Below are 23,280 nucleotides of genomic sequence, written 5' to 3' on the forward strand. Positions count from 1 at the left end.
AACGGCGACCTCACCCATCGCAACGCCCCCTCCCGCCCCCGATCAGGGGCACTCAGTGCACATCACTCAGCGGCGCCGACCAGCGCCCCAGCCCTCGGCCATCTCGTCCCCGCGGATCAACCCCGCGCGCCACCGCTCATGTCCGGCACCAGCTCCGCGCCGGTGCCCTCGGTGTTCTCCCCGACACGGCGGTAGAGGTCCACCTTCTCGTCCTGGAATCCGGCCGCCTCGGCCAACTTGGCGTACGCCATGAGCACGATGCCCGCGAGCAATTTCTGCACGGCCGCGCGGGCCTGCAGGCTCAGTTCGTCGTCCCCGGGGACGCCGTCCGCCCACCGGCACTCGGCGATCTCGCGCAGCGGGTCCACCGTGTTGATCAGGTGCTCCTTGAACTGGCCCAGCAGCGGCACCCGCTGGGCCAGGGCATCCCCGTTGAACTCGATCCGTGACGAACTCATGACGCCGGCCCGGGTCGCCGGTCGGCACCGCCGGAAACCATGCTGGCGATGCCCTCGACAAGCTCCTCGATGGTCCCGGCCGACTGTGCGGCGTCGTCGAGGCCGGTGAGGTGACGCGTCAGCTCGGCGGTGCCGGCCATCGTCTTGCGCTGGGCCTTCTCGCGGGCGGTACGTGCCGTCGTCACGATCAGGTCGGCCAGCTCGGCTGGCGCGAGTCGCCGGTAGGCGTCCCCGTTGAAAGTGATCCGGGTCAGCTCGCCGTGGCCACCCACGGTCACCGACAGCAGCTTCTTCTTGTCCTCCACGGTGGTCTGCGCCCGGGCCACGCGCCGGCGTACCCGGTCGGCCGCCTCGTCGACGTCCTTCAGGGCCGCCCGCATCTCGGCCAACAGTTCCTCGTCGCCCAACAAGCTCATCCCGACTACCTCCTCTTCTATCCCACGGCTGATCTGCGGCACCGGGTTCACATCGGTGCAACAGTGTTCAACGGCCCCGGTACCGGCGGCGTTCGTCCTGGCTGCCGGGGCGCTCGTCGACCGGCATGCCGAACTCGTCCTCTTCGACCCGGGCGTCACGACCGCGCCGGCCGATCACCGCGGGCGCACAGTCGGGGTCGGTACCCCAGACCTTCTCGTCCTCCTTCAGCCAGGTGCTGCGCTGGCGATCACGGTCCTGCCCTTGGTGGGGCGCGCCACCCATGCCCGGCATCATCGGGGGCATGAACGGCATCCCACCGCCCGGCATACCGCCCGCGCCGGGTTGCGGGAGACCAGGGCCGGCACCCGGACCTGAATTCAGGTTGGTCCCGACCGGGCCTCCGACGGGCACTCCCAGCTTGTCCGGGGTCAGCGCTCCGGGCGAGCCGGATACACCCGGCACCGCCGACAGACCCCCGGTGCCGACCTGCACCCCGGGAACCTGCGGGAAGCTGGCCGAACCGGGTCTCGTGACGTCGCCGAATGCCGGAGGGCTCGTGATGCTCCCGGTCATACCCGGCTTCGGCGACACGTTCTTGCCGTCGACCGTGGTCGGGAACGGATTCCGGTCCACCGGCGCCGACGGCCCGGTGTCGGGCCACGGCAACCTGCCCGTGTTCAGGCCCGGCGCTGATCCGGCCCCGCCGGTGTCGGGCCACGGCAACCTCCCCGTGTTCAGGCCCGGCACGGATCCACCCCCGCCGGAACTCCCCGACGGGTCGGGCGGCAGCCCGAGTTTCGCCCGCTCTTCCGGCGACAGTGGAATTTCGTCCAGCAGTCCACCGCGTTGCAGCGCGTCGAGCTGATCCGGACTGAGCTGACCGAGATTCGTCGCACCCCCCGGCGACAGACCGTTCTTCCGCAGGTAGTCAGCCTGCTCAGCCGTGAGCGGCACATCGTCCAGCAGCCCGGCCCCGTCCAGTTGCCGCAACTGGGACGGCGTCAGGTCACCCAACGACTGCGGCCCGTCCAGGCCGAGCTTCGCCCGCTGGTCGCTGGTGAGGGGGGTCTCGTCCAGCAGCCCGCCGCGCTCCAACGCCTCGAGCTGATCCGGACTGAGCTGACCGAGACTCGTCGCACCCCCCGGCGACAGACCGTTCTTCCGCAGGTAGTCAGCCTGCTCAGCCGTGAGCGGCACATCGTCCAGCAGCCCGGCCTTGTCCAGTTGCTCCAACTGGGACGGCGTCAGGTCACCCAACGACTGCGGCCCGGACGGCTTGCGGGAGATCCCGAAGTTGTTGGTCGGCAGGGAACTGCCCCCACCACCGCCGGTGAACGGATTCTCCGCGCCACCGCCGCCGAACGGATTGCCCGCGCCACCGCCGCCAACCACAGCATCCAAGCCGCCATTGGCGAACGGATTGCCCGCGCCACCGCCCTCGGACGGCATGCCGGACTTGACCTTCAGGTCGGCGGGTAGGCCGCCGCCGGCGCCACCACCAAACGGATTCTCCGCGCCACCACCAGCAAAGGAAGCACCCAAACCATTGGCGAACGGATTACCCGCACCACCACCAAACGCATCGACCGAATTGGGGATCAGACTGGCGGGAAGGTCACCGCCGGCTCCACCACCGAACGGATTCTCCCCGCCACCACCAGCAAAGGAAGCACCCAAACCATTGGCGAACGGATTACCCGCACCACCGCCCTCGGACGGCATGCCGGACTTGACCTTCAGGTCGGCGGGAAGGCCGCCGCCGGCGCCACCACCAAACGGATTCTCCCCGCCACCACCAGCAAAGGAAGCACCCAAACCATTGGCGAACGGATTACCCGCACCACCACCGGCGCCCGAGTTGGGCATCAGGCTGGTGGGGAAGAAAGCACCGCCACCGGTGCCGTTGGCGAACGGATTACCCAAGCCACCGCCGTTGGGGAACGGGTTGCCGAAGTTCGCTCCCACGTTCGCGAACGGGTTACCCATGTTCGCGAACGGGTTACCCATGTTCGCGAACGGGTTACCCATGTTCGCGAACGGGTTACCCATGTTCGCGAACGGGTCGCCCCAGTTGGCGAAGGGGTTGTTGGGGAATGCGCCGTTGGGCATCCCCACGTCGTTGGGCATCGGGTTCGGTGGCACCGGCTTCGGGTCGGTGATGCTCATCGGGTTGCGCGCTTCGGCGAACACCGACACCAAATTCTTCGCCGCGAGCACCGCCGGTTCGAAGGTCTTGAGGGCGTGCTCGGCCCACATCTGGCGCAGATGCTGGTCCAGCTTGTTCCACTCGGGGATGCTGAAGGCGTCGAACGAGTGGTATTTCACCCACGCCGGCGGTGTCCAAGTGACCACACCTGCGTCCGATCCTCCGTACCTGGTTCCGTCGCGGTATTCGTGTGCTTCTTCGTCCCCGGTATCGGCGTACTGCTGACCCAGGTCCCAGGCGTTCGACTGGCCATCGTGCAGGTCGCCGTACTCGAGAGTGCTCTCATTGAACATGGTGGCGATGACCCGGTACGGGTGCTGCCAGATGCCGGCCGGGTGGATCGAGGACCACTTCTCGAAGGTGTCGGCCACCGCCGTGATGAAGTCCCTCATGGCCTGCTCGACCTGGGCCAGTGTGGTGTCCCACTGCTTGGCCTGGGGCATGATGTCGGCGAGGTACTTGTTCGCCTCCTGCACCCGGTGCCGCCAGGCCGATTCGGCGGAGCCCTTGAAGTCGGGGCTCTTGGCGTTCACCGACTTGACCTGATCGGTCAGCTCGCTCGAGATCCCCAGCGCGTGGGTGGTCAGGTTGCCCAGGATCTCGCGGACCGACCCGATCGAGTCCGGGTCGAACGCCTTGTTCGGCCCGGCCACCTTGGGCAGGTCGGCGATCATCCGCTCCCACGCGTTGCCGAGCGAGACGACCGGGTTACCGTCGGCGTTGGTCGAGTTCCCCGGGTCGGTGGAGTTGCCCTTCTGCCCCTGGGTGTCGTCCCTGCTGGTCACGCCCACCCACACCGTCACCCGGGTGATGTGCTTGGTCGACCCCTTCTGCTTCCACCGGTAGAAGGTGACCGCGTCCTTGTTGTACTCCGGCATCCAACCGCCGGTGTGTTTGAGCGTGCTCGTTTGGGTGATCAACCAGTAACCGGGGCCCTTGATGGACCGCGGTCGAAAGCTGTCGTTGATGGAAGCCTTGTCCCCGCCCTCTCCACCGCCGAGCACCAGCCCCAGAATGCTCGCCAGGGCATCCTCGAACGTCGCGGTGTTCGTCATGACTAACCCCCGGTTTTGGGCATGAAGTACTCGAACTGCTCGGCGCTCAGCGTGCTCGCCTGCTCGGTGGCGTCGGAGTCGGCCAGCAGGAACTTGATGCCGTGCTCCAGGTTGTTGATCTCGCTTCGCGCGCCCTTGAAGCGCCCGGCCACGCCCACCCGGACGACGTCGATCTCCGCCGTCAGCTCCTCCGCCTCGGTGAAGCCCTTCCCGCCGAGGCGCAGCTTGAACGGCTTCGTGATGTCGACCGTCGAATCCGGCAGGGAGCCGTACGGGTAGACCTTGCCGTACATCAGATCGATCTCGTCGACCTGCTTGGTGTAGATGCCGTGCAGCTTCCGCAGGTAGCTCTCGTTGATGACGATGTTCTTCATCGTGTGTTCCTCTCGAATGGAGACGGGTCAGCGGGACTCGGCTGTCCTCAACCGACGGAAGCCGAAGTCCGGGCGAGTGGGTGGACAGCGGTGGGCCAGACGCACTGGTCCACCCGGCGGTGCGGTGGGACCAGTGCGTCTGACCCGGTATCGGCTCGGCAGGACTGCCGTCCCGACCTCGTACGAGGTCCAGGACACCGGCGCCGGCGTTCTCCTAACTGAAGATCGCCGCGCCCCGGTTGTCGCCGAGCTGGTAGTTCGAGTTGATCTCCTGAAGGCGCTGCTGCCCCATGGCCAGGGCCGCCCGCATCTCCTGCTGACCCTGGTTCCAGAGCTGCTGAGCGGCCTTGTATGCCTCGGGCGCCTGGCCGTTGTTGGCTGCGGCGAACCGCGTCACGTGGGCCTGGAGGTTCTCCAGCGATGCGTCGAGCTCGCGGGTCTCCCTGGCCATGGTGTCGGAGACCGCCTGAACCGCAGCGGGATTGATGTTGTAGTTGGCCATCCTCGGCCTCCTTAACGTTCGTCGGTCCGGGCTTTGTCGGCCCGGGTTTCGCCAGTGGGACGCTCGGCGGTCAGGCTGCGGCCCAGCCGCCGGACCGCATGGCGTTGTCGTCTTCGGTCGTGGTGGTCAGTTGCGAGTACTGCTGCATGTTCTGGTTGAGCATGTTCAGGCCCTGCTGGACCTTCTGGAAACCGTTCAGCCACTGGTTGACGGCCTGCTGGAACCTCGGCGCGGCCGAGTCGCTCGACCACGCGCTGGCCAGCGCCTGGCTTGCGGCCACGACGTTCGAGTGGCTGTTCCTGGCCTCGCTCTGGGCCTGAGCGAACGCCATGACCATGCCGGAGATAGTCGCTTGATCAGCGACGATTCCGTTGTTGGGGATTGGCATGACTCTCCTTGTTCGTCATCCGACGCTGTCGTCGGAAGGTGTGTGTTGTGGCGCGTCCACCGCGTCCGCCCGGTGGACCGGGCCGCGACGGCGGGACGTTCGGGTACCTCGCCGGCCTCACCTCCCTTCCGGCCGGACCAGTGCCGGCCCGGGGGGCAGCATGGCGACCAGTGGGGTGGGCATGACCACCGCCTGGTTGAGGGAGTAGCCCAGGGTGGTGACGTCGCCGCCCAGGATCGGGTAGGCGATCCCCCGCTCGTTGACCAGCAGGCCCTGCTGCCGCCACCGGTCGGTCTCAGCGGTGGCCGGGGGCATCAGCAGCGCTCCCCCGCCCGACGGCACCCGCACCGTCACGGCGGTCTTCCCGCCGCTGCCGCCGGCCGGCATGCCGGTTCCGCTGGTCAGGACGACCGTGGGTTTCTCGTCGGCCTGGCCCGCGTACTCCACGCAGACCACGGCGTCCTCGGGCATGGACGGTGGGACTGGTGGGGTGGCCGGCAGCGTGGTCAGCGGGCGCACCGGGCTGCGCTGGCCGGCGGCGGCCAGATCGGCCGGGGTGATGGCGGTCTCCCTGGCTCCGCCCGGCGTGGCCCGCTGCAACCGGTACTCGGTTTCGGTGAGCGGGGCCAGCCCGTCGGTGGTCATCAGGTAGTGGTTGACCGTGCCGTTGCCCAGGTCCACGCCGAACATCTGGCCGATCGACGTCGGCCGGCCGGCCACCTTCGGCCCGGCGCCGCCGGCCCGGGCCACCTTCGGCGGGCCGACCGTGCCGCCCAGCGGGATCGACTCCAGCCAGGCGGTCGCCACCGGTACCGGAGCGAGCAGCCCCAACCCCAGCACGTCGGCCATCCACGGCTGGGGAAGGAGCAGCCGCCGCCCGCCCCACAGCAGGTAGGTCTTACCGCCCGCGGTGACCGGCAGCGCATGCCCGTCGCCGAGCGGATCGGGGGCCGCCAGCACGTCGACGTCGAGCACGATCCGGCCGGTGTCCCGGCTACATGCGCGCCACACGCCCTGGTTGACCCGGTTGGCCGCCGGCAGCACCTGCGGCCCGGTCGGGGTACCCACCGGCGGGCCCTGGGGCACCTTGGCGAGTTTGGACGAGGACACGGTGACCGGGGTGAGTCGACCGCCGGCCAGCAGGGTGGCCGTCGCCACGTCGTTGACCAGGCGCAGTTGGCCGTCGACCAGCACGTACCGCGCGCCGGTCGAGGAGTCCACCACCAGCATCCGCGGCTGCTGCCAACTGGTCGAGCCCGATCCCGGCATCAGCGCCCAGATCGCGACCCCGGCCAGCACCAGGATCCCGAGCACGAGACCGGCGAGCGTGCCGGTGCGGTCCCGGCGGGTCGGAGACTCGGCGGTCTCCGGCTCGGCCCGCACCAGCGCACCGGTCACCCGGGTCATCATGTACCGCTGGGCGTCCACCTGGTCACGACGCGACGACATGTCAACCCACCCGCGCCCGGATCACGTCGATCAGGCCGGTGATGACCACGACGGTCGGCCCGAGGGCGGCCACCATCGCGGTGTGCGCCAGGTCGCCCATCCGGCCCCAGATCGGGTTGAACCGCCGGCCGACCGGGATCCGCGCGGCCACCCCGCACGCCACCGCCAGGAGCAGGCAGCAGCCGATGGCCAGCTGGGCGGCGAGCGGACTCCGGTCCGTGGGCGCGGTCAGGCACCACGCCGCCATGGCGACCAGCGCCGGACCGGCCAGTGCCACCCGGTGCCAGATGCTCGTCATCGGGCGGGTGACCAGGATCTGGGCGACGGCGGTCAGCCAGGCGGCCAGTGGTGCGGCCCAGCCGGGTGCCATCGCCAGCCACACCATCGCGGCTCCGGAGACCAGTCCGAGCGCCGCGTACAGGGCGGTCATGAACTGGTCGGCGGCGGCGGCCCGGGTGAGCACCCCGGCGGCCGGTTCCGGGTCGATGTCCTTCTGCAGGTCCGCCGGTTCGACGGGCATCTCCGGCAGGGCGAACCCGGCGAGCTTGAAGGCGGCCGACGGTACCGCCGGGCGCAGCGCCGTGGTGACGACGACCGTGATCGCGGCGATCGTGGTCCAGTCCAGCGTGGCCCTGGTGTGCAGTGCGAACGCGGCGACGACCAGCAGCCATGCCGCCAGCAGGCCGACGGTGACCTGCCGCCAGCCGGTGCGCGGGAAGACGAACGCGGCCACCAGCAACGCGGCGACGGTGCCGGCGGTGGCACCCACGAGGATCAACCGGGGTACGGCGGCACCGGCGACCGCCTCCAGCGTGGCGACCACCGTACCGACCACACAGGCGGCCCCCAGGACTCCGGCCGTGGCCCGGTCAGCCAGCTTGCGTACCACCGCGAAGCCCGCGACGAAGCACATCCCCGCCATCGCGGCGAGCAGCGCCGGGTTCCGGGACTCGGCCGGCCACAACCGCGCGGCGGCCAGCCAGGCGGTCAGCCAGGCGGCCAACAGCAGCAGGGCGGTGACCCGCGTGGTCTGCGGACGCCACAGCCCGGACCGCTTGCGGATGCCGGCCGAGACGCCGTCGACCAGGTCGTCGTAGGCCAGCGGCGGGATCTGGTCGGTACGCGGGCGTACGTGCACGACCTCGCCGTCGAGCAGGTCGAGATCACCGACGGTGCGCGACTCGTCGAAGGCCGGTCCACCCAGCCGCTGCACGATCCAGCCGCTGTGCTCCAGCCCACGGTCGGCGAGGTCGGGTCCCAGCGCGCTCAACAGGGCCGGCATCATGTCGGCCAACGGGATGTGGGTGGGCAGACTCACGTCGACCTGGCTGGTCGGTCCGACGACCAGCAGTCGGCAGAGTTCCCCGCGCTCGGCGCTCATATCCCGAACACGTGTGCACGGTCACGGGAGTTCACAAGTTTTTCGTCCGCACCGATTGCTACCTGCGGCGGGCAGCAGCCGGGCCGGGACCGTGCGCTCGCCGAGGAACCAGTACTCCCGGCCGGCGGCCTGCGGTCCGGCTCCGTCAGCGTCGCCGGAGTGGGCACCGGAACCGAACCAGGTGGCCGGTGTCGCGGTGCGGTCCAGCAGCGCCTCCGCCTCGGGTGGCAGCACGACCGTGTCGAGGGTCTGGTCCTGGTTGCGTCGCCGGTCGGTGACCGACGTGACCGGGCCGAGGTCGGTGGAGAGGTGCCCGAACGCGAGCAGCAGCGCGGTCCACGCGGTGTCCGGCTCGGGCAGCCCGCGTACCAACGGGGCGACCGCGGTGAGGCACAGGTCCCCGGAGCGTGACAGGTGCTGCCAGCGCAGCAGGTCCACGCAGGCGACCAGGGTCGGCAGCGGGTCCGGGTCGGGGCAGGCGACCGGCGGCTGGCCGTCGACCGGCGGCAGCCAGCTCAGCTCGCTGTGCCCGCGTACCGCCGGGGCCGGCTTGACCAGGTCGGCCGCGCCGATGCCCAGCCGGGCCAGCAGCCAGTGGTGCACCCGCCCGGTACGCATCGCGGTGACCGCCCAGGTCCAGGAGGCCGGCTCCCCCCGCCACCCCGACGCCCCCGCGACCGGCGGCTGGGACCCGGCCCCGGAATCCGACGGGGGCGGCGGGTCCGAGCCGGCCGGCACGTCCGACCCGGCCGGCTGGGGGGTGTCGGCGGCGTACAGGTCGCGCGGGTCGCGCAGGTAGTTGTACCGCGCGCCCTCCAGCCACAACGCCAGCGCGGGATGCCCCGCCGGGGCCAGGATGACGTCGTTGAGGACGATCTCGTCGGTGAGCGCGTGCAGCGTGAACCCGTACGTCGACGCGGCGACCCGGTCGAACAGCTCCGGCAACCGGGCCGGCCCGTCGGCCTCCGGCTGCCCGTGCCACCGGCCACGGAACAACCGGTACCCACCGCCCGGTGCGCCCTCGACACCCTGGCTCGCCGGGCTGTCGGCCTGCTCGTCCGGCGGGAGCGCGGCGTCGGGAAGGAAGTGCAGGTCACCGTCGGCGTACAGGCCGCCGAACCGGTGCACCACCTCGACCCGCAGGTGGTCGCTGGCCGCCGCGAAGCCCTGCGGCAGCCCTCGGCTCAGCTCCAGGGCGTACGGGCTGTGCAGGGTCATCGGCGCGTTCGCATGGAACAGTTCGGCCACGCTCACCAGGTGGATGCCGTGGGTGTTCGCCCAGTTCAGCAGGGCGCGTACCGGGGCCAGCGGATCGGGTCGGCCGGCCGGGGCGGGCCCGGTGGCGCGGGCCGCGTCGAAGCGGGCCCGTGGGATGTCCGTCCACAGCACGAAGTCGACCTGGCCGGCGTAGCTGTCGGCCGCCGCGCCGTAGTTGGCCCAGAAGCCGTTCGACTCGGGCAGCGGCCGGCCGAGCCAGATGCCGTGCACCACGTACGGGATGGTGGTGGTGTCGGGAAGCGGCGGCGTGTGCTCCGGTTGGCCCCAGAGCCGGGCGGTCCCGTCGCGCCGGAACGTGCTGACCCGGCCGGCGTCGGCGGCGAGGGCCGCAGGCTCCAGATCGGCGGCGCTCGGGGCCGGACGCGTCATGCTCACCCGCCGCAACAGCGGCGCGACCAGGTGCGGGGCGAGCCGGCGTACGTCGGTGCCGGCGAGGAACTCCGGTGCCCGCGACAGCCGGCGGGAGCCGAAGATGTCGCCGCCGATCCAGCGGCGTGCCAGGTTCTCCTCGGCCGCCCAGGTGTACAGGGCGGGGTAGGTCATCCGGCGCAGCCAGTCCAGCAGCCCCGTGTCGCAGGGCCAGGCGGTCGGCGCGGCGGACGGTCCGGGCAGGCAGGCCAGGGCCCGCAGCCGCCGGGCCAGTTCCTCGGCCGCCGCGTACCCCGAAGCGGGCCGGGCCGGCTCGGCCGCCACAGCGGTACGGGCCGGCTCGGCGGGCCGGGCCGGTGGGGTGGGCGTACGGCGCGGGCGGGTGGCGGTGCGGGTCATCGGCCGGCCCCGGTGGGCACGGGCTCGGGTGCCAGTGCCGTCTGGATCAGCCGGCTGCCGCGCCGGGTGCACAGCAACGCCCGGCCCGGCGGCAGCGGACGCGGCCTGGTGTTACCCAGCAGCGGGCCCTCCGTCGGCGGGCAGGACAGCGCCACGTCCGGAGTGTTCAGTTCCTGGATGCGCCGCAGCAGCGGGTCCATCGACAGCCGCATCGCCCCGGCCGCGGCCCGCGCGACGACCACGTGCAGGCCGATGTCGCCGCCCTGCGGCAGCAACGGGGTCAGGTGGGCCAACGGGTTGTCCGGCCCGGCGAGCAGTTCGTAGTCGTCGACCAGGACGTACAGTTCGGGGCCGGACCACCAGTCGCGGGCGCGTAGCTGCTCCGGCGTGATGTCGGGGCCGGGAATCCGCGGCCGGAGGCCGGCCAGCGCCTCGGCGGCGGTGTCCCGGGTGCTGTCCGGCGAGACCGAGTAGCCGAGCCGGTACGCGGCCGGTACGTCGTCGAAGAGCTGCCGCCGGTAGTCGACGGCCATGATGCGCGCCTGGGCCGGGGTGTGGCTGGCGACGATCGCGTGGGCGATGAGGCGCAGCAGGTTCGTCTTGCCGCTCTCGGTGTCCCCCAGCACGGTCAGGTGCGGCATCGCCCGGAAGTCGTGCCACACCGGCGCGAGCTGGTCCTCGTCCACGCCGAGCGCGATGCGGGTGTCCTGCGGTGCCGGCAGCTCGGCCATCGGCAGCGAGGCCGGCAGGGTGCGTACCGCGGCGGCACGTTCCCCGGCCCAGTTGTCCGCCACCGCGGACACCAGGTGCTCGGTGGCCGCGACGAGCCCGTCGGCCGACTGGACGCCGTCGATACGCGGCAGCGCGCCGAGGAAGTGCAGCTTCGCGTCGGTCAGTCCGTGACCCGGCCGGCGGGGCACCTGGGCCGCCGCCCGCAGGTCGATCCCGGACTCCACCGGGTCGCCCAGGCGCAGTTCGAGGCGGGTCCCGACCTTGTCCCGCATCGACATGTGCAGCTCCGACCAGCGGCCCATGGTGATCATCACGTGGATCCCGTAGTTCAGGCCACGGGCCGCGATGTCCCGGGCCATCTCCTCGGCCGGCTCGAACTCCTGGCGCAGGGTGAACCACCCGTCCACGACCAGGAACACGTCGCCGAACCGGTCCTCGGGAATGCGACCGTCGGCCTGCGCCTGCCGGTAGGCGTCCCGGCCGTGGATGCCCAGATCAGCGCAGCGCCGTTCCCGCTCGACGAGGATCGAGCGGACCTCGGCCACCGTACGGCCCACCCGCTCCGGTTCGTGCCGGCCGGCGACCCCGCCGATGTGCGGCAGGCCGGTCAGCCCGGCCAGCGAACCGCCGCCGAAGTCGAGGCAGTAGAACTGCACCTGTCGCGGCGAGTGGGTCAGGGCCAGCCCGCACACCAGTGACCGCAGCAGCGTGCTCTTGCCGCTCTGCGGCCCGCCGGCCACGCCCACGTGCCCGCCGACCCCGCTCAGGTCCACCACCAGCAGGTCGCGCACCTGCTCGAACGGCTTGTCGATGAGACCGACCGGCACCTGCAGGTACCCCTGCCGGCCGGCGTCGATCGGACGCAGCCCGTGCTCGGGGTCGGGCAGCAGCGGCGGCAGCACGTCGTCCAGGGTCGGCGCGTCCTCCAGCGGCGACATCCACACCTGGTGCGCCGGCGGACCCTGGTCGACCAGCCGTTCCACCAGCGCGTGCAGCACGGTGGTGCCGGTGTCGGTCGACTCGTCCGGCGCCGGGTCCGAGGGCGGGCGCGGCGCGGGGACGGCGGGCGCGGCGGCCCCGGCCGTGAACGCGACCACCTGGCTGGCGATCACCTCGCGGTGCAGCCCGGTGCTGCGTACCCGGTGCGGGCCGGACACGTACGCGGCCCGGAACCGGGTGATGCTGGTGACACTGGAGCGCAGGTATCCGTTGCCCGGGTCGCCCGGCAGCTCGTACGCGTCGGGTACGCCGATGACGGCCCGCGACTCCATCGCGGAGAAGGTCCGCAGCCCGATGCGGTACGACAGGTGGCCCTCCAACTGGTGGATGCGCCCGTCCTCCAGGCGCTGCGAGGCCAGCAGCAGGTGCACCGCGAGCGAGCGGCCGAGCCGACCGATCATCACGAACAGCTGGATGAACTCGGGGTTGGCCGCGATCAGCTCGCTGAACTCGTCCACCACCACGAACAGGGTGGGCAGCGGGTCGAGTTCGGCGCCCTGGGCGCGGGCCTTCTCGTAGTCCCGGGCAGAGGTGAAGTTCCCGGCGCTGCGCAGCAGTTCCTGCCGGCGTACCAGTTCCCCCTGGAGGGTGGTCTGCATCCGGTCGACCAGCGCGGCCTCGTCGGCCAGGTTGGTGATGAGCGCGGAGACGTGCGGCAGCCGGTCCAGCCCGACGAAGGTGGCACCGCCCTTGAAGTCCACCAGCACGAAGTTGAGGGTCTCCGAGGAGTGCGTGGCCGCCAGGGCCAGGACCAGGGTGCGCAGCAGCTCGCTCTTGCCCGACCCGGTGGCGCCGATGAGCATGCCGTGCGGCCCCATCCCGCCCTCGGCGGACTCCTTGATGTCCAGCTCGATCGGGGAGCCGTCGGCGGCCACCCCGATGGGCACCCGCAGCCGGTCGGCGGGCGAGCGGGACTCCCACCGGGCGCGCGGGTCGAAGGTGTCCAGGTCGGGGATGTCCAGCAGGTCGGGCAGGTCGAGGACGGCGCTGAGCCCGCTGGCCGGCTGCTCGCCGGTGACCTTGGTGGCGTGCCGGGCCATGATCCGGGCCAGCGTCCGCAGCCGGGGCAGGTCCAGGTGGTCGGGTGCGGCGAGCCGGGTGCGCACCTCCCGGCCCACGTGGTCCTTCTCGATCATGTCCACGTCGGTGGCGGACACCTCCAGGTTGAGCACGTTGTCCCCGTCGGCGGTGCCACGGCCGTCGAAGTCGACGAGGACGGCGTTGCGGTACCCGGCGACGGTCAGCCGGGTACCCGGCGGGATGACGCCGCCGTCGCAGACCACCACGACGAACGGTTCCTCGCGGGAGGGCTGGGCGTCGTCGTCGTACCGGGAGCGGCCCGCGAACTCCGCGCCGAGCAGCCGCTCCACCTCTTCCAGGGTGGCGCCGAACAGGCGTACCGGCCCGGCCACGTCGACGTCGGTGGCGTGCTTGGCGTGCGGCAGCCACTTGGCCCACTCCCACTGCCCGGCCTGCTCGGCGCCGACGCAGAGGGCCAGCCGCAGCTCGTCCGGGGCGTGGAAGGTGGCCAACTGGGCGAGCATGGCGCGCACCATGCCCCGCGCCACGTCCCGGTCGCCACTGATCCGCACGTGCGCGAAGCCGGGCAGGCACAGCGCGACCGGCTGGTCGGGCACGGTCGTGTAGGCCTTGATGAACCGGCGCAACGCCTTGGCGCACACCGGTTCCAGGTCCTCCACCGGCTTGGTGTCCAGCGGGGTCATCCGCACCGCGAGCCGCTGGGCACCGGTGCCGACCCGGATCTCGCCGAAGTCCGGATGCGTCGGTCGGCGCTCCCACAGCCGGCTGGTCATCGCCAGCGACCACAGCGACTCCGGGTCGGGGTGCCGCCAGGCCAGCGCGTTCCGCTGTTCCGCCGCGTACTGGCGGACCTGCGCCCTGGTCTGGGACAGGTAGCGGAAGTAGTCGCGCCGGTCGCCGTTGATCTGCTGCTTGCGGTTGCCGCCGGTCATCGTCATCTGGAACACGGCCATGCCCAGCATGCCGCCACCCATCATGACCAGCATGACCATGCCCATCGGGCCCCTGAGCGAGTTGCTCATCATCATGAACATGAACCCGCCGGTCATCAGCAGGCTCGGCAGGATCATCCCGAGCGAGCGGAACCCGGCGGGCTGGACCTCCGGGACGACCGGGGGCTCCTGCAGGGTGATCTCGCCGTGCGGTAGCTCGGGTCCGTTGCGGCGGGCCGGCCGCCGGAAAGGTCTGGTGCTCACATCCACTACACGGCTGCGGGCCGGAAAGAGTTGACCGGTACCGGGATCGATACCGTCCGCACCGCGAAATTCAGGCGACGCCGTCGGCCGGGTGGGGCGGGCCGGGGCCGACGGCGATCAGAACGACCGTCTCCGCAGGGGAGTTCCCGCCGACCCCGGCCGACCGTACGACCGCAGCCGCTCCTGCGTCGCGTCCGCGCCGTCCATCGCCGGGAGCACCGGCATGTCCGGCAGCCCGTGCAGGTTGACGTCGACGGCGAAGGGCACCCCGGCCGTTCCCTCCTCCGGGTCACCCCCCGACGCCGGCCGGGTGAGCAGCAGCTTCAGGTCGTCGTGTGCACGGTCACCGGTCCAGTACACGTCCTTGGTCGCGATCGACCGCTGGAACTCGTTGCCGCACCGGACGATGGCCCCCGCCTCCACCGAGACGTTCGGCCGCCAGACGCCGTCCCCACGGTGGTGTTCGAACCGCAGCCGCCAGCGCCGCCCGCTCGCGGACGCCGACGTCCCGACCTCCAGTTCGAGGATCTTCTGGACGTCACCGGAGAACACCAGCCGCTGCGCGTAGTGGGACTGCTTGCCCACCACCGTGATCCGCCACGTACCGCTCATACTCACTGCCGGCATTTTTCGGGCACCTTCTCTCGTGACTACAGCAGCAGGTCAGGCCCCGACGGCTGCCCGCACGTCGGCGGCGTACAGCTGACGCATGTCGTCGACGGTCGGCGCGGCGGTGCGGCGCAGCCGGTTGGCCTGCTTGGTGATGGTGCGTTCCAGCAGCTGGCGGGCGTACCGGCCGTTGCCGAAGGTCTCGTCCCGGGTCAGGCTGTCGAAGTGCTCGGACAGCACCGGGAGGCAGTCGTTGCTGAAGTCGAAGCCGCTGTCGCGGGCCAGCGTCTGCACGATGGACACCAGTTCCGAGGCGGTGTACGACTCGAACGGGACCTGCCGGCTGAACCGGGAGGCCAGCCCCACGTTGTTGGCCAGGAACCGGCGCATGTCCCCGGTGTACCCGGCGGCGATCACCACGATGTCGTCCCGGTGGTCCTCCATCAGCTTCACCAGCGTGTCGATGGCTTCCCGACCGAAGTCGTTGCCCTGGCCGGCCAGCGCGTACGCCTCGTCGATGAAGAGCACCCCGCCGCGCGCCCGGTTGAACACGTCGGTGGTCTTGACGGCGGTGTGCCCGACGTACTCGCCGACCAGGTCGGCCCGGCTGACCTCGACGAGCTGCCCGGTGCGCAGCACACCCATCGCGTTGAGCAGTTGCCCGTACAGCCGGGCCACGCTGGTCTTGCCGGTGCCGGGCGCCCCGGCGAAGACCAGGTGCCGGGAGATCGTCGGAGCGGGCAGGCCGGCCCGGGTCCGGGCCTCGGTGGAGGCGATCAGGTCGATGACGTCGGTCACCTCGCGCTTGACCGCGTCCAGGCCGACCATCGCGTTCAGCTTGCCGAGCAGGTCCTGGACGGCCTGCGCCACGCCGGCCGCCGCCGACGGCGCGGCCGCCTGTTCGCCCAGGTCCTCCGGCAGCAGCCGGGCCAGTTCGAGGTCCGGGGCCTGCGGGTTGTTCGACAGCCGGTACGCCTGACGCCCCAGCATGTCCTCGAAGACCTGCCGCGCCACGCGGGCGTTGCCGAAGGTCTCGTTGCGGGGCATGTCGCTGAAGTGACGCACCAGGGCCTGCCGCGTCTCGTACTCCAGGGCGTAGTGGTGGGTGCGGCAGAGCCGCTCGACGATCTCGGCGAGTTCGTCGTCGGAGTAGCTGTCGAACTGGATGGTCCGGGCGAAGCGGGACTCCAGACCCGGGTTGGCGGCCAGGAAGGTACGCATGTTCGGGGTGTACCCGGCGACCACCACGACCACCTCGTCCCGGTGGTCCTCCATCAGCTTGACCAGCGTGTCGATGGCCTCCCGGCCGAAGTCGTGGCCGCCGCCCCCGCCGGTCGAGAGCGTGTACGCCTCGTCGATGAACAGCACCCCGCCCAGGGCTTCCTCGAACCGGGCCGTGGTCTTCACCGCGGTGCCGCCGACGTGCTCGGCGACCAGGTCGCTGCGGGACACCTCGACCAGCTGCCCGCTGGCGAGCACCCCGAGGGTGGCCAGGATCCGGGCGAAGATGCGGGCCACGGTGGTCTTGCCGGTGCCGGGCGGCCCGGCGAAGACCAGGTGCCGGGACATGGGCGGTACGTGCAGCCCGGCCTCGCGACGACGCTTGGCGATCTGGTTGAGCCCGACCAGGGTGGCCACCTCGTGCTTGACGCCGGCCAGGCCGACCAGCCCGTCCAGTTCGCGCAGCAGCGCGGCCACCGGCCCGTCCGCTTCCCCGCCGCCACCCGGCGCGCCGGCATCCGGACCGCCGGCACCGGGGCCGCCGCCGGCGGGTACCGCCGGAGCGGGTGACCCGACGTCGGACGGCGCGGGGCCCGACGGGCGGGCCCCGGTCGGTTTCCCGGGCGGGGTGACGTCCGACCCGGTGCCTCCGGTCGGGGCGGGAGCGGATGTCGAGGCGTCGGCCACCGGTGCGTCCGGCCGCCCGGCCCCGGGGGGCGGGAGGGAGATCGGGCGTCCGTTGTGGCCGGTGTCCACTCCGGACAGCTCGACCGCGGCGGTCGGGCTCGGCGCGTCCACGGCGACGCCGCCGTTGCCGCGCACCACCCCGCCGTGGAGCCGCACCGGCGCGTCGGTCTCCACCACGACACCCGGGCCCTGGTTGCCCACGATCTCGCAGTCCGTCGCGGTGAGGGTGCTGCCGGCGCCGGCCCGGATCCCCGGGCCGCGACTGCCGCTGATCCGGGTACGGGACAGAGTGGCCGCGCTGGGGCCGCCGGTCAGCACGCCCGCCCCGCCCGACTCCTCCACGGCCATCGAGGACAGTGTGGGCCGGGCGTTTCCGGCCACCTCCACGCCGACCCGGCAGCCGGTGATCCGGGAGTTGGACAGCACGGTGGTCGCGCTGTCGGCGAGCTTCGCCCCGGCGGTCCGCGCCCCGGTGACCTGGCCGTTGGAGAACCGGCCGGCTCCGCCGGTCGCGTGCAGGCCGTACCGGACGCCCTCGATGGTCAGGCCGTGCAGTTGCGGGTCGGCTTCCTGCTCGATCGCCACGCCGATGGGGACGTCGCGGACCCCGACCCCGTCCAGCCGCGCCTTCGACCGGCCGGTCAGGAACACGCCCGCGTCGGCGCAGTCCGCCACGGCACCGCCGGTGAGGTGCGGCGTCGCCGTGCCGTTGACCACCACCCCGGCCGCGCCGCAGTCGCGCACCTCGCAGTTGGTCAGCTTCGGCGCGGAGGCGTCCCGGCAGTCGAGGCCGTGACCCCGGGCCCGGGTGACGCGCGTGTCGGAGAGCGCGGGCGCCGCCTGCCCCATGGTCACCACGGCGTGCACGCGGGCGTCCCGGATCTCGCAGCGCTCCAGCACCGGGGTCGCCCGGTCGCTGACGAGCAGCCCGACCTCGCCGCCGGACACCGTGGTCCCGGTCAGGTGCGGCCGGGCGGCCTGCTGCGCGACGACGGCGTACTGGCCGACCTCGTCGATGTGGCAGTCCTCCAGGCGCGCGGCGCTGCTGCCCACGGCCAGCAGCGCCGCCTCCGCGACCCCGGTGAACGTGCAGTCCCGGAACACCGGGGCGCTCGACCCGGCCGTCATGATCGCGCACTTGGCGATGCCGTGTATCCGTACGCGGGTGTACTCGCCCGCGCCGGCCTCGTGGACCACGCCGGCCCCGCCGGAATTGCTGATCGCGCCGCTGCGCATCTCCACGGTGCCCCCGCGCACGTGGATCGCGGCCGCCGCCGTGGCGTCGACGGTGCACGCCTCCAGACGGACCCGACCGGCCGCCACCTGGAGCAACGGCATCCGCTCGTCGCCGCCACGGATGGCGATGTCCTGGATCAGGATCTCGCCCCCGGCGGCCAGGATGGCCCCGCCCGGGGGCACCTCGATGGTGACGGTGCCCGGTCCGTCCTCGGCGACCAGGACGACGTTCCGGCGGAACAGCGGCGCCTCGCGGTACACGCCGGGGCGCACCGCGACGGTGTCGCCGGGCGCCGCCGACTCCAGTGCCCGGGAGATGTCGGTGAGGCATCCGGTGTCCCTGGCCGACACCGACAGCACGCTGGTGGTCACGGGTTCGCTCCTTGCTGACTGTCGCTGCCGGGGGTGGTGCCGGCGTGGGGCGGGCCGGGCCGGGCCGGGCCGCCGGGGTCGGACCGGAGGAAGCCGGGGACCGTCTCCTCGTACATCACGCGCCGCCCGGTCCGGGTTCGAGCGCGAACGGGCGGTCGCCGGCCGCGAAGCCGAGCGGCCACGGCAGCGGCGCGGGCGCCGCGCGTCGCGGCTGGGCGGCGAGCGCGTCGCGAAGCTTGCCGGCCATCCGCTCGTCGAGTGCGCCGTCGCGGTGCCCGGAGACGACCTCCCGCAGCAGTACGTACGGCGCGCCGTCCGGCCCCTCGTCGACGCCGAGCACCGCGAAGCGGGAACCGGCGGCGAACATGGCCCGTCCGGCTCGGACACCAGGCCCGTCCGCGATACCCAGTTGGTCCAGCCGCCGCGCGGTGGCCGACCAGATCGCGTACCGGCCCGCGTCGCCCTCGGTGCCGCCATGGCACGACACCGTGGTGAACGCCGGTTCCACCACCTGGTCCCCGGCCCGGTACCGGCCGACGTCCAGTCCGGCGGGTACCGCGGCGAAGACAGGTCCCCCGACGGCCGGCAGTTGTTCCAGTCCGGCGCGGGCGCACCGGGCCAGCAACTGGACGTCCTCGTCGGGCGTGCTCCCACCGCGCAGCGCGCCGTTGACCCGCTCGCCCACCCCGTCGACCAGAGCCAGCACCGTGACCAGCCCGGCCATCACGTCGTGCGCGCCGACCGCACTGCGCAGCCCCGGGTGCAGCGACAGCGCCCGGGCCACCGTCCGGGAGTGGGCCTGGAACTTCCAGCCCAGCACGGTACGCAGCCGCTCCCGGTCCGCCTCGTCGGTGCGGGCCCGTACCCCGAACCACGCCGCGCCCCGGGGCGACGCCGACGGCGGACCGCCGCCCGCGCCGTTCGCCGGGGCATGGGTGCTCTCCGGGCCGGTCGTCGGAGCGTCCGTGGCTTCCGGCGTGGCCGCAGCCGGCACGGACGTCGTCAGGGTGGCCGCAGCCGGTGCGGACGCGGTCAGGGTGACCGCAGCCAGGGCGGACGTCGCCGGGGCGGCGGCATCCGGGGCGGCGGCATCCGGGGCGGCGACCAGCGGCCGGCAGGTGTCCAGCTCCAGCCGGGGCACGTCGAATTCCGTCAACGCCATGCGCTGGACGCTGAGGTCGGGCCGGGGCAGCTCGATCACCGGAAGCGCCAGGCTCTGCACCTCGAACGCCGCTCGCACCGGCGAAGGCAGCTCGGGCCCGGATGCCGGTGCCGCAGCGGGTGACGTGGCCTCTGCCAAGTCGGCAGGCGACGGGGCGGTCCCCGGATCGGGGGTCGCGGGCGACGGCACCGGGGACGGCGGCTGGTGGTTGCGGCCGGGCACCCGGCCGGTCGGGAGGGGACGGACGCGTACCGGCCCCAGCGGGGGCAGCACGTTGCCCGCCGGCTCCGGTTCGTCCCCGCCGCCCGGACGCCAGCACCAGAACAGCCCGCTCGCGCAGGCGCGCCCGAAGGTGAAGCGGATCCCGGAGTCCGAGGCGTAGACCGGTGCCCCCAGGTAGACCGCGAGCTGGTGCAGCACCGGCCCGGCATCGTCGGCCGGCTGCCGGGTGACCAGCAGCACCGGCCGGCCCCGCCAGCGGGGGCAGTGCCAGATCGCCTGGGCCAGGTCGGTCGCGGCCACCGGCCGGCCGTCCAGCCGGAAGCCGGACCGGCCGGCCTCGACCGCGACCGCGAACCAACCCGCCGGGGCGGGGGTGACCGATCCCGGTGCCTCCCACGGCCCCGGATCGAGCACCGGCACCCGCGCACCGGAGTCCGGCAGGATGCGCGCCACGGCGGCGCCCACCGCCTGCGACGCCTGTCGCAGGTACCGCACTCCGAGCCACTTCACGCCCACGCCTCCCACGTGCTGCCCGACCGGCACGGCCTTGGCTGGCGGAGAGAGTCGCCAGGATGACGGCAAGGGTCCCCGCTGCTGCGGGGCGAGCAGGTCGGTCACGTCAGCACCGGCCGGCGCGTACCACCGTCCGGTCCGGCCCCGGGCGCCAGCTCCGGGTTCGGCGGCGCTACGCCGTCGGGCGAGGTGGCGTCGGGGGACGTGGCGTCGGTCGGTGCCACCGGGTCGTCGTCGGCACCGGACGGCGACCAGACGACCGCCTCGGCGTCGGGTCGGCACAGGTGCGCCAGGGCGCGGTGCACGGAGATCTCGTCCAGGGGCTCGACCGGCTCGGCCCCGGTCAGGTGCGCGACCAACTGCGGATCCGGCGCCAGGCCGTAGTGTTCCAGGTAGTAACCGACCGCCTCGCTCCACAGCCAGGTCCCGTCGGTACGCAGGTGCATCGGCACCACGTCGCCCCGGTCCGGGGCCAGGATGTCGGGAATCGCGGCGCTGCTCCACGCGATGACCACCCCACCGCGCAGTGCGTCGAGCAGGTCGTCGCGTTCCGCCGGATCGGAGACCACCGGCCGGTTGGTGGCGAACCACGGGCCGCGCTCCGGGTCGACGCCGTCGAAGAGCCGGGCGGTGGCCACCGGCGCGGCCGGCCGCGCCGCCCACAGCAGGGAGCCGGACGAGCGGGCCAGGGTCTGGTAGAACGGCGCCTCCACCCCGGCCCAGCAGACCTCGACCTGGGCCTCCTCGTCCCCGGCCTCGACCATGACCTGTCGTAGCTGGGCGCTGGTGGCGGGCAGGGAGTCCGAGGTGTCGTCCACGCTGACCACGACCACCCGTACCGGGTCCTGCCAGGGACGGGCGGTGGACGGCATCCGCCACGCCCGCCACACCGCGCGTACCGTCGGGATCGCCGACGCCGCGGCCAGCAACGCCCGGTCGATCGGGTCGAGAAGGTCGACCGGGTCGGCGGTGCGGTCCTGCGGCAGCACCATCGAGGCCAGCTCTTCCTGGGTGGTCGGCAGGTCGGACAGGAACTGCCACGGTGCCGGCGGACGCTCCCCGCGCAGCTCCTCCAGCGCCAGACCGAGGTCGATGTCCCCGCCGCTGAGTGCCAGTTCCTCGCGCAGCGCCGCGATCTCGTCGGCGTCGAGTTGCAGCGGCTGGGAGACCGCCTCGAAGGCGACCGCCTGTACGACCTCCAGCCGCCGGCCGGCGGCCAGCGCGTCCCGCGCGTCGGTCAGCACCCGGTCCGGCAGCGAGCCGGCCAACCGCAGCAGCAACGCGTGCATCGACTCGTCACGTGCGTCGTCCCGTGTCACCTCCGGTGCCACGTCCAGGTCCGTGTCCACGTCCACGGTCACCACCCTCCTTCGCCGTGTCCAGGGTTCATCTGTGGCACGCCCCGCGCGCCAGCAGGGTTCACGCCGGCCACAGCCCGGATTCGCCTATTTGTGCCGCCACCACGACTCGGTGCTGGTCCGGTCGTCCTTGCGGAACTCCGTACAGACCTGGCGACCGTGCACGATCATCCCTGCGTACCAGGTGCGGGCCACGTAGTTGAACGGGCCCATGTCGAGTGGGCCGGCCTCCCGGGCGTTGGTGACGCAGAACTCGAACATGTCCCGGCAGAACTCCAGCACCGTCTCCCGACGGCCGCCGACGAGCCCGGCGTTGAGTAGCTGGATCCCCCGGTTGTCGGACAGGAACTGCAGCAGCTTGGCGCTGCCGCCGTGCTGGTACACCATCCACGGGATGCACAGCGGCGCCGGCTCGTCGCCGACGTACAGGCGGTCGTCCATCTCCGGGAACGGATCGCGCAGCATCTCCACGTCGGTGCCGTCGACGCACCACACCTGCTCGATCTCGGGGTGCTCGCGCAGGTACCGCCAGCTGCACAGCCAGCGGTGGAAGTACGGCGAGCCGCCTTCCCCGCCCGGTGTCACGCGCACGTGCGTGACCAGGTCGGTGTCCGGCTCGTCGTCGAAACAGTCGTGCAGCACCACCAACCGCTGCCCGTGCCGCTCGACGGAGCTGCGCAACTCGGCCAGGTCGGCGTAGTTCGGTGTCCAGGTGACGCCGCGCTGCGGGTCGGCCTGCGCGGTGAGGTACGTGGTCAGCACCACGTTCCGTGTCGCCGCCGCACCGACCGGGACGGTGCGGAACTCGCGGTACTCGGTCGAGGTGTAGCTGGCCTCCGACCGGGCCTTGAGATTGCGCACCAGGGTGAAGCGCTCGATGTCGGACACGCTGGAGCCGACCCTGGTCCGTTCGTCGCAACTGAAGATGAGGTCTCCGCTGCCGACCACGTCGGCGAACCGGAACGAGGTCAGGCCGGCGTTGTAGATCCGGTTGGAGAGGTCCAGGTGCTCGTACCCCCACCGGCCGTACCGGGTGTCGTACCCGCCCACCCGGTCCAGCACCCGCCGCTCCAGGTAGAGCATGCAGCCGCGCGGATGGGTGTACGCCCGGAGCTCCGCGTCCCGGTAGATCTCCATCGAGTCGGTCAGCCGGCCGAGTGGGGTGTCGGTGAACATGTACATCAGATGCGGCTCGGAACTCTCGATGTACGGCCGTTCCCAGCCGTCCACGATCGGCCAGCAGTCGTCGTCGAACAGGAACAGGTGCGTACAGCCCCGCTCCACCAGCAGCTCCAGACACTTGTTCTTGGCCCGGGCGATGCCGACGTTGGTGTCGAAACGGAACGTCGCCTCCTCCACCGGCTCGTCGCTGGCGTCGTCGACCACGACGATCGCGGCGCCGCTCGGCGCGTACTTGCGGATCGCCTCCAGGGCGGTACGCAGCACGACGCCCCGGTTGTGCGTCGTGACCCCGATGCCCACCGTCGGGAAGTCCGTTTCCTCCATGCCCACCTCTTCGGTCGGGGCGCCACGGCGCCGTCGCTCGGGTCGCCACCGCCCGGCCGTGGTACCGGTGGCGGTACCGGACGACCACGCGCTGCCTGCCCGTACCGCCGCCGGGTGCGAGGGCGTCCACGTGGGTCACGGCACCACGGC

At 72.2% G+C, this 23,280-nt stretch carries 15 protein-coding genes; all 15 read right to left on the bottom strand.

Annotated features, from left to right (window positions below):
- Positions 1–116: 116 nt before the first annotated feature.
- The 15 genes from IGA62_RS07010 to IGA62_RS07080 all read right to left on the bottom strand — a co-directional run bounded on the left by IGA62_RS07010 (position 117) and on the right by IGA62_RS07080 (position 23,130).
- Positions 117–458, bottom strand: a complete 342-nt coding sequence (locus tag IGA62_RS07010) for a hypothetical protein (RefSeq protein WP_145815726.1) — start codon at positions 456–458, stop codon at positions 117–119.
- Positions 455–874: a YbaB/EbfC family nucleoid-associated protein gene (locus IGA62_RS07015; RefSeq protein ID WP_145815725.1), complete on the bottom strand. Its 420-nt coding sequence runs from the start codon at positions 872–874 to the stop codon at positions 455–457. The genes IGA62_RS07010 and IGA62_RS07015 overlap by 4 nt, the downstream gene beginning before the upstream one ends.
- A 67-nt stretch (positions 875–941) precedes the next feature.
- On the bottom strand, positions 942–4,136 hold the full coding sequence (locus tag IGA62_RS07020) for a hypothetical protein (RefSeq protein WP_186499724.1): 3,195 nt from the start codon (positions 4,134–4,136) through the stop codon (positions 942–944).
- Between the two features lie 2 nt (positions 4,137–4,138).
- The gene (locus tag IGA62_RS07025; RefSeq protein ID WP_145815724.1) at positions 4,139–4,510 is read right to left on the bottom strand and encodes a hypothetical protein; all 372 of its coding nucleotides are present in this window, start codon (positions 4,508–4,510) and stop codon (positions 4,139–4,141) included.
- A 214-nt stretch (positions 4,511–4,724) separates the two neighbouring features.
- Entirely contained in the window at positions 4,725–5,012 is a 288-nt protein-coding gene (locus tag IGA62_RS07030) for a WXG100 family type VII secretion target (RefSeq protein ID WP_145815723.1), read from the bottom strand.
- A 70-nt stretch (positions 5,013–5,082) separates the two neighbouring features.
- Positions 5,083–5,400, bottom strand: coding sequence for a WXG100 family type VII secretion target (locus IGA62_RS07035; RefSeq protein WP_145815722.1), 318 nt, complete (start codon positions 5,398–5,400; stop codon positions 5,083–5,085).
- A gap of 117 nt (positions 5,401–5,517) precedes the next feature.
- On the bottom strand, positions 5,518–6,849 hold the full coding sequence (gene eccB / locus IGA62_RS07040) for a type VII secretion protein EccB (protein WP_145815721.1): 1,332 nt from the start codon (positions 6,847–6,849) through the stop codon (positions 5,518–5,520).
- 1 nt (position 6,850) lies between these two features.
- Positions 6,851–8,230 (bottom strand): type VII secretion integral membrane protein EccD, encoded by a 1,380-nt coding sequence (eccD, locus tag IGA62_RS07045; RefSeq protein ID WP_145815720.1) that lies wholly within the window; start codon positions 8,228–8,230, stop codon positions 6,851–6,853.
- A 21-nt stretch (positions 8,231–8,251) separates the two neighbouring features.
- The gene (locus IGA62_RS07050; protein WP_145815719.1) at positions 8,252–10,276 is read right to left on the bottom strand and encodes a hypothetical protein; all 2,025 of its coding nucleotides are present in this window, start codon (positions 10,274–10,276) and stop codon (positions 8,252–8,254) included.
- Positions 10,273–14,244, bottom strand: coding sequence for a type VII secretion protein EccCa (gene eccCa, locus IGA62_RS07055; RefSeq protein WP_145815718.1), 3,972 nt, complete (start codon positions 14,242–14,244; stop codon positions 10,273–10,275). The genes IGA62_RS07050 and eccCa overlap by 4 nt, the downstream gene beginning before the upstream one ends.
- A gap of 117 nt (positions 14,245–14,361) precedes the next feature.
- On the bottom strand, positions 14,362–14,871 hold the full coding sequence (locus IGA62_RS07060; protein WP_145815717.1) for a hypothetical protein: 510 nt from the start codon (positions 14,869–14,871) through the stop codon (positions 14,362–14,364).
- 36 nt (positions 14,872–14,907) lie between these two features.
- The gene (locus tag IGA62_RS07065; RefSeq protein WP_145815716.1) at positions 14,908–18,369 is read right to left on the bottom strand and encodes a right-handed parallel beta-helix repeat-containing protein; all 3,462 of its coding nucleotides are present in this window, start codon (positions 18,367–18,369) and stop codon (positions 14,908–14,910) included.
- Between the two features lie 115 nt (positions 18,370–18,484).
- On the bottom strand, positions 18,485–20,263 hold the full coding sequence (locus IGA62_RS07070; protein WP_145815715.1) for a hypothetical protein: 1,779 nt from the start codon (positions 20,261–20,263) through the stop codon (positions 18,485–18,487).
- 104 nt (positions 20,264–20,367) lie between these two features.
- Complete coding sequence (locus IGA62_RS07075; protein ID WP_145815714.1) at positions 20,368–21,621, bottom strand: hypothetical protein; 1,254 nt, start codon at positions 21,619–21,621, stop codon at positions 20,368–20,370.
- Positions 21,622–21,711: 90 nt separating this feature from the next.
- Positions 21,712–23,130, bottom strand: coding sequence for a glycosyltransferase family 2 protein (locus tag IGA62_RS07080; RefSeq protein ID WP_145815713.1), 1,419 nt, complete (start codon positions 23,128–23,130; stop codon positions 21,712–21,714).
- Between the last annotated feature and the right edge of the window lie 150 nt (positions 23,131–23,280).

Origin of the sequence: Micromonospora sagamiensis (assembly GCF_014680085.1) — a bacterium.
Classification (GTDB): Bacteria; Actinomycetota; Actinomycetes; order Mycobacteriales; family Micromonosporaceae; genus Micromonospora; species Micromonospora inyonensis.

Coding starts and splice junctions, on each gene's coding strand:
- IGA62_RS07010 (WP_145815726.1), bottom strand. CDS start 458: ATGAGTTCGTCACGGATCGAGTTCAACGGGGATGCCCTGGCCCAGCGG.
- IGA62_RS07015 (WP_145815725.1), bottom strand. CDS start 874: ATGAGCTTGTTGGGCGACGAGGAACTGTTGGCCGAGATGCGGGCGGCC.
- IGA62_RS07020 (WP_186499724.1), bottom strand. CDS start 4,136: ATGACGAACACCGCGACGTTCGAGGATGCCCTGGCGAGCATTCTGGGG.
- IGA62_RS07025 (WP_145815724.1), bottom strand. CDS start 4,510: ATGAAGAACATCGTCATCAACGAGAGCTACCTGCGGAAGCTGCACGGC.
- IGA62_RS07030 (WP_145815723.1), bottom strand. CDS start 5,012: ATGGCCAACTACAACATCAATCCCGCTGCGGTTCAGGCGGTCTCCGAC.
- IGA62_RS07035 (WP_145815722.1), bottom strand. CDS start 5,400: ATGCCAATCCCCAACAACGGAATCGTCGCTGATCAAGCGACTATCTCC.
- eccB (WP_145815721.1), bottom strand. CDS start 6,849: ATGTCGTCGCGTCGTGACCAGGTGGACGCCCAGCGGTACATGATGACC.
- eccD (WP_145815720.1), bottom strand. CDS start 8,230: ATGAGCGCCGAGCGCGGGGAACTCTGCCGACTGCTGGTCGTCGGACCG.
- IGA62_RS07050 (WP_145815719.1), bottom strand. CDS start 10,276: ATGACCCGCACCGCCACCCGCCCGCGCCGTACGCCCACCCCACCGGCC.
- IGA62_RS07060 (WP_145815717.1), bottom strand. CDS start 14,871: ATGCCGGCAGTGAGTATGAGCGGTACGTGGCGGATCACGGTGGTGGGC.
- IGA62_RS07080 (WP_145815713.1), bottom strand. CDS start 23,130: ATGGAGGAAACGGACTTCCCGACGGTGGGCATCGGGGTCACGACGCAC.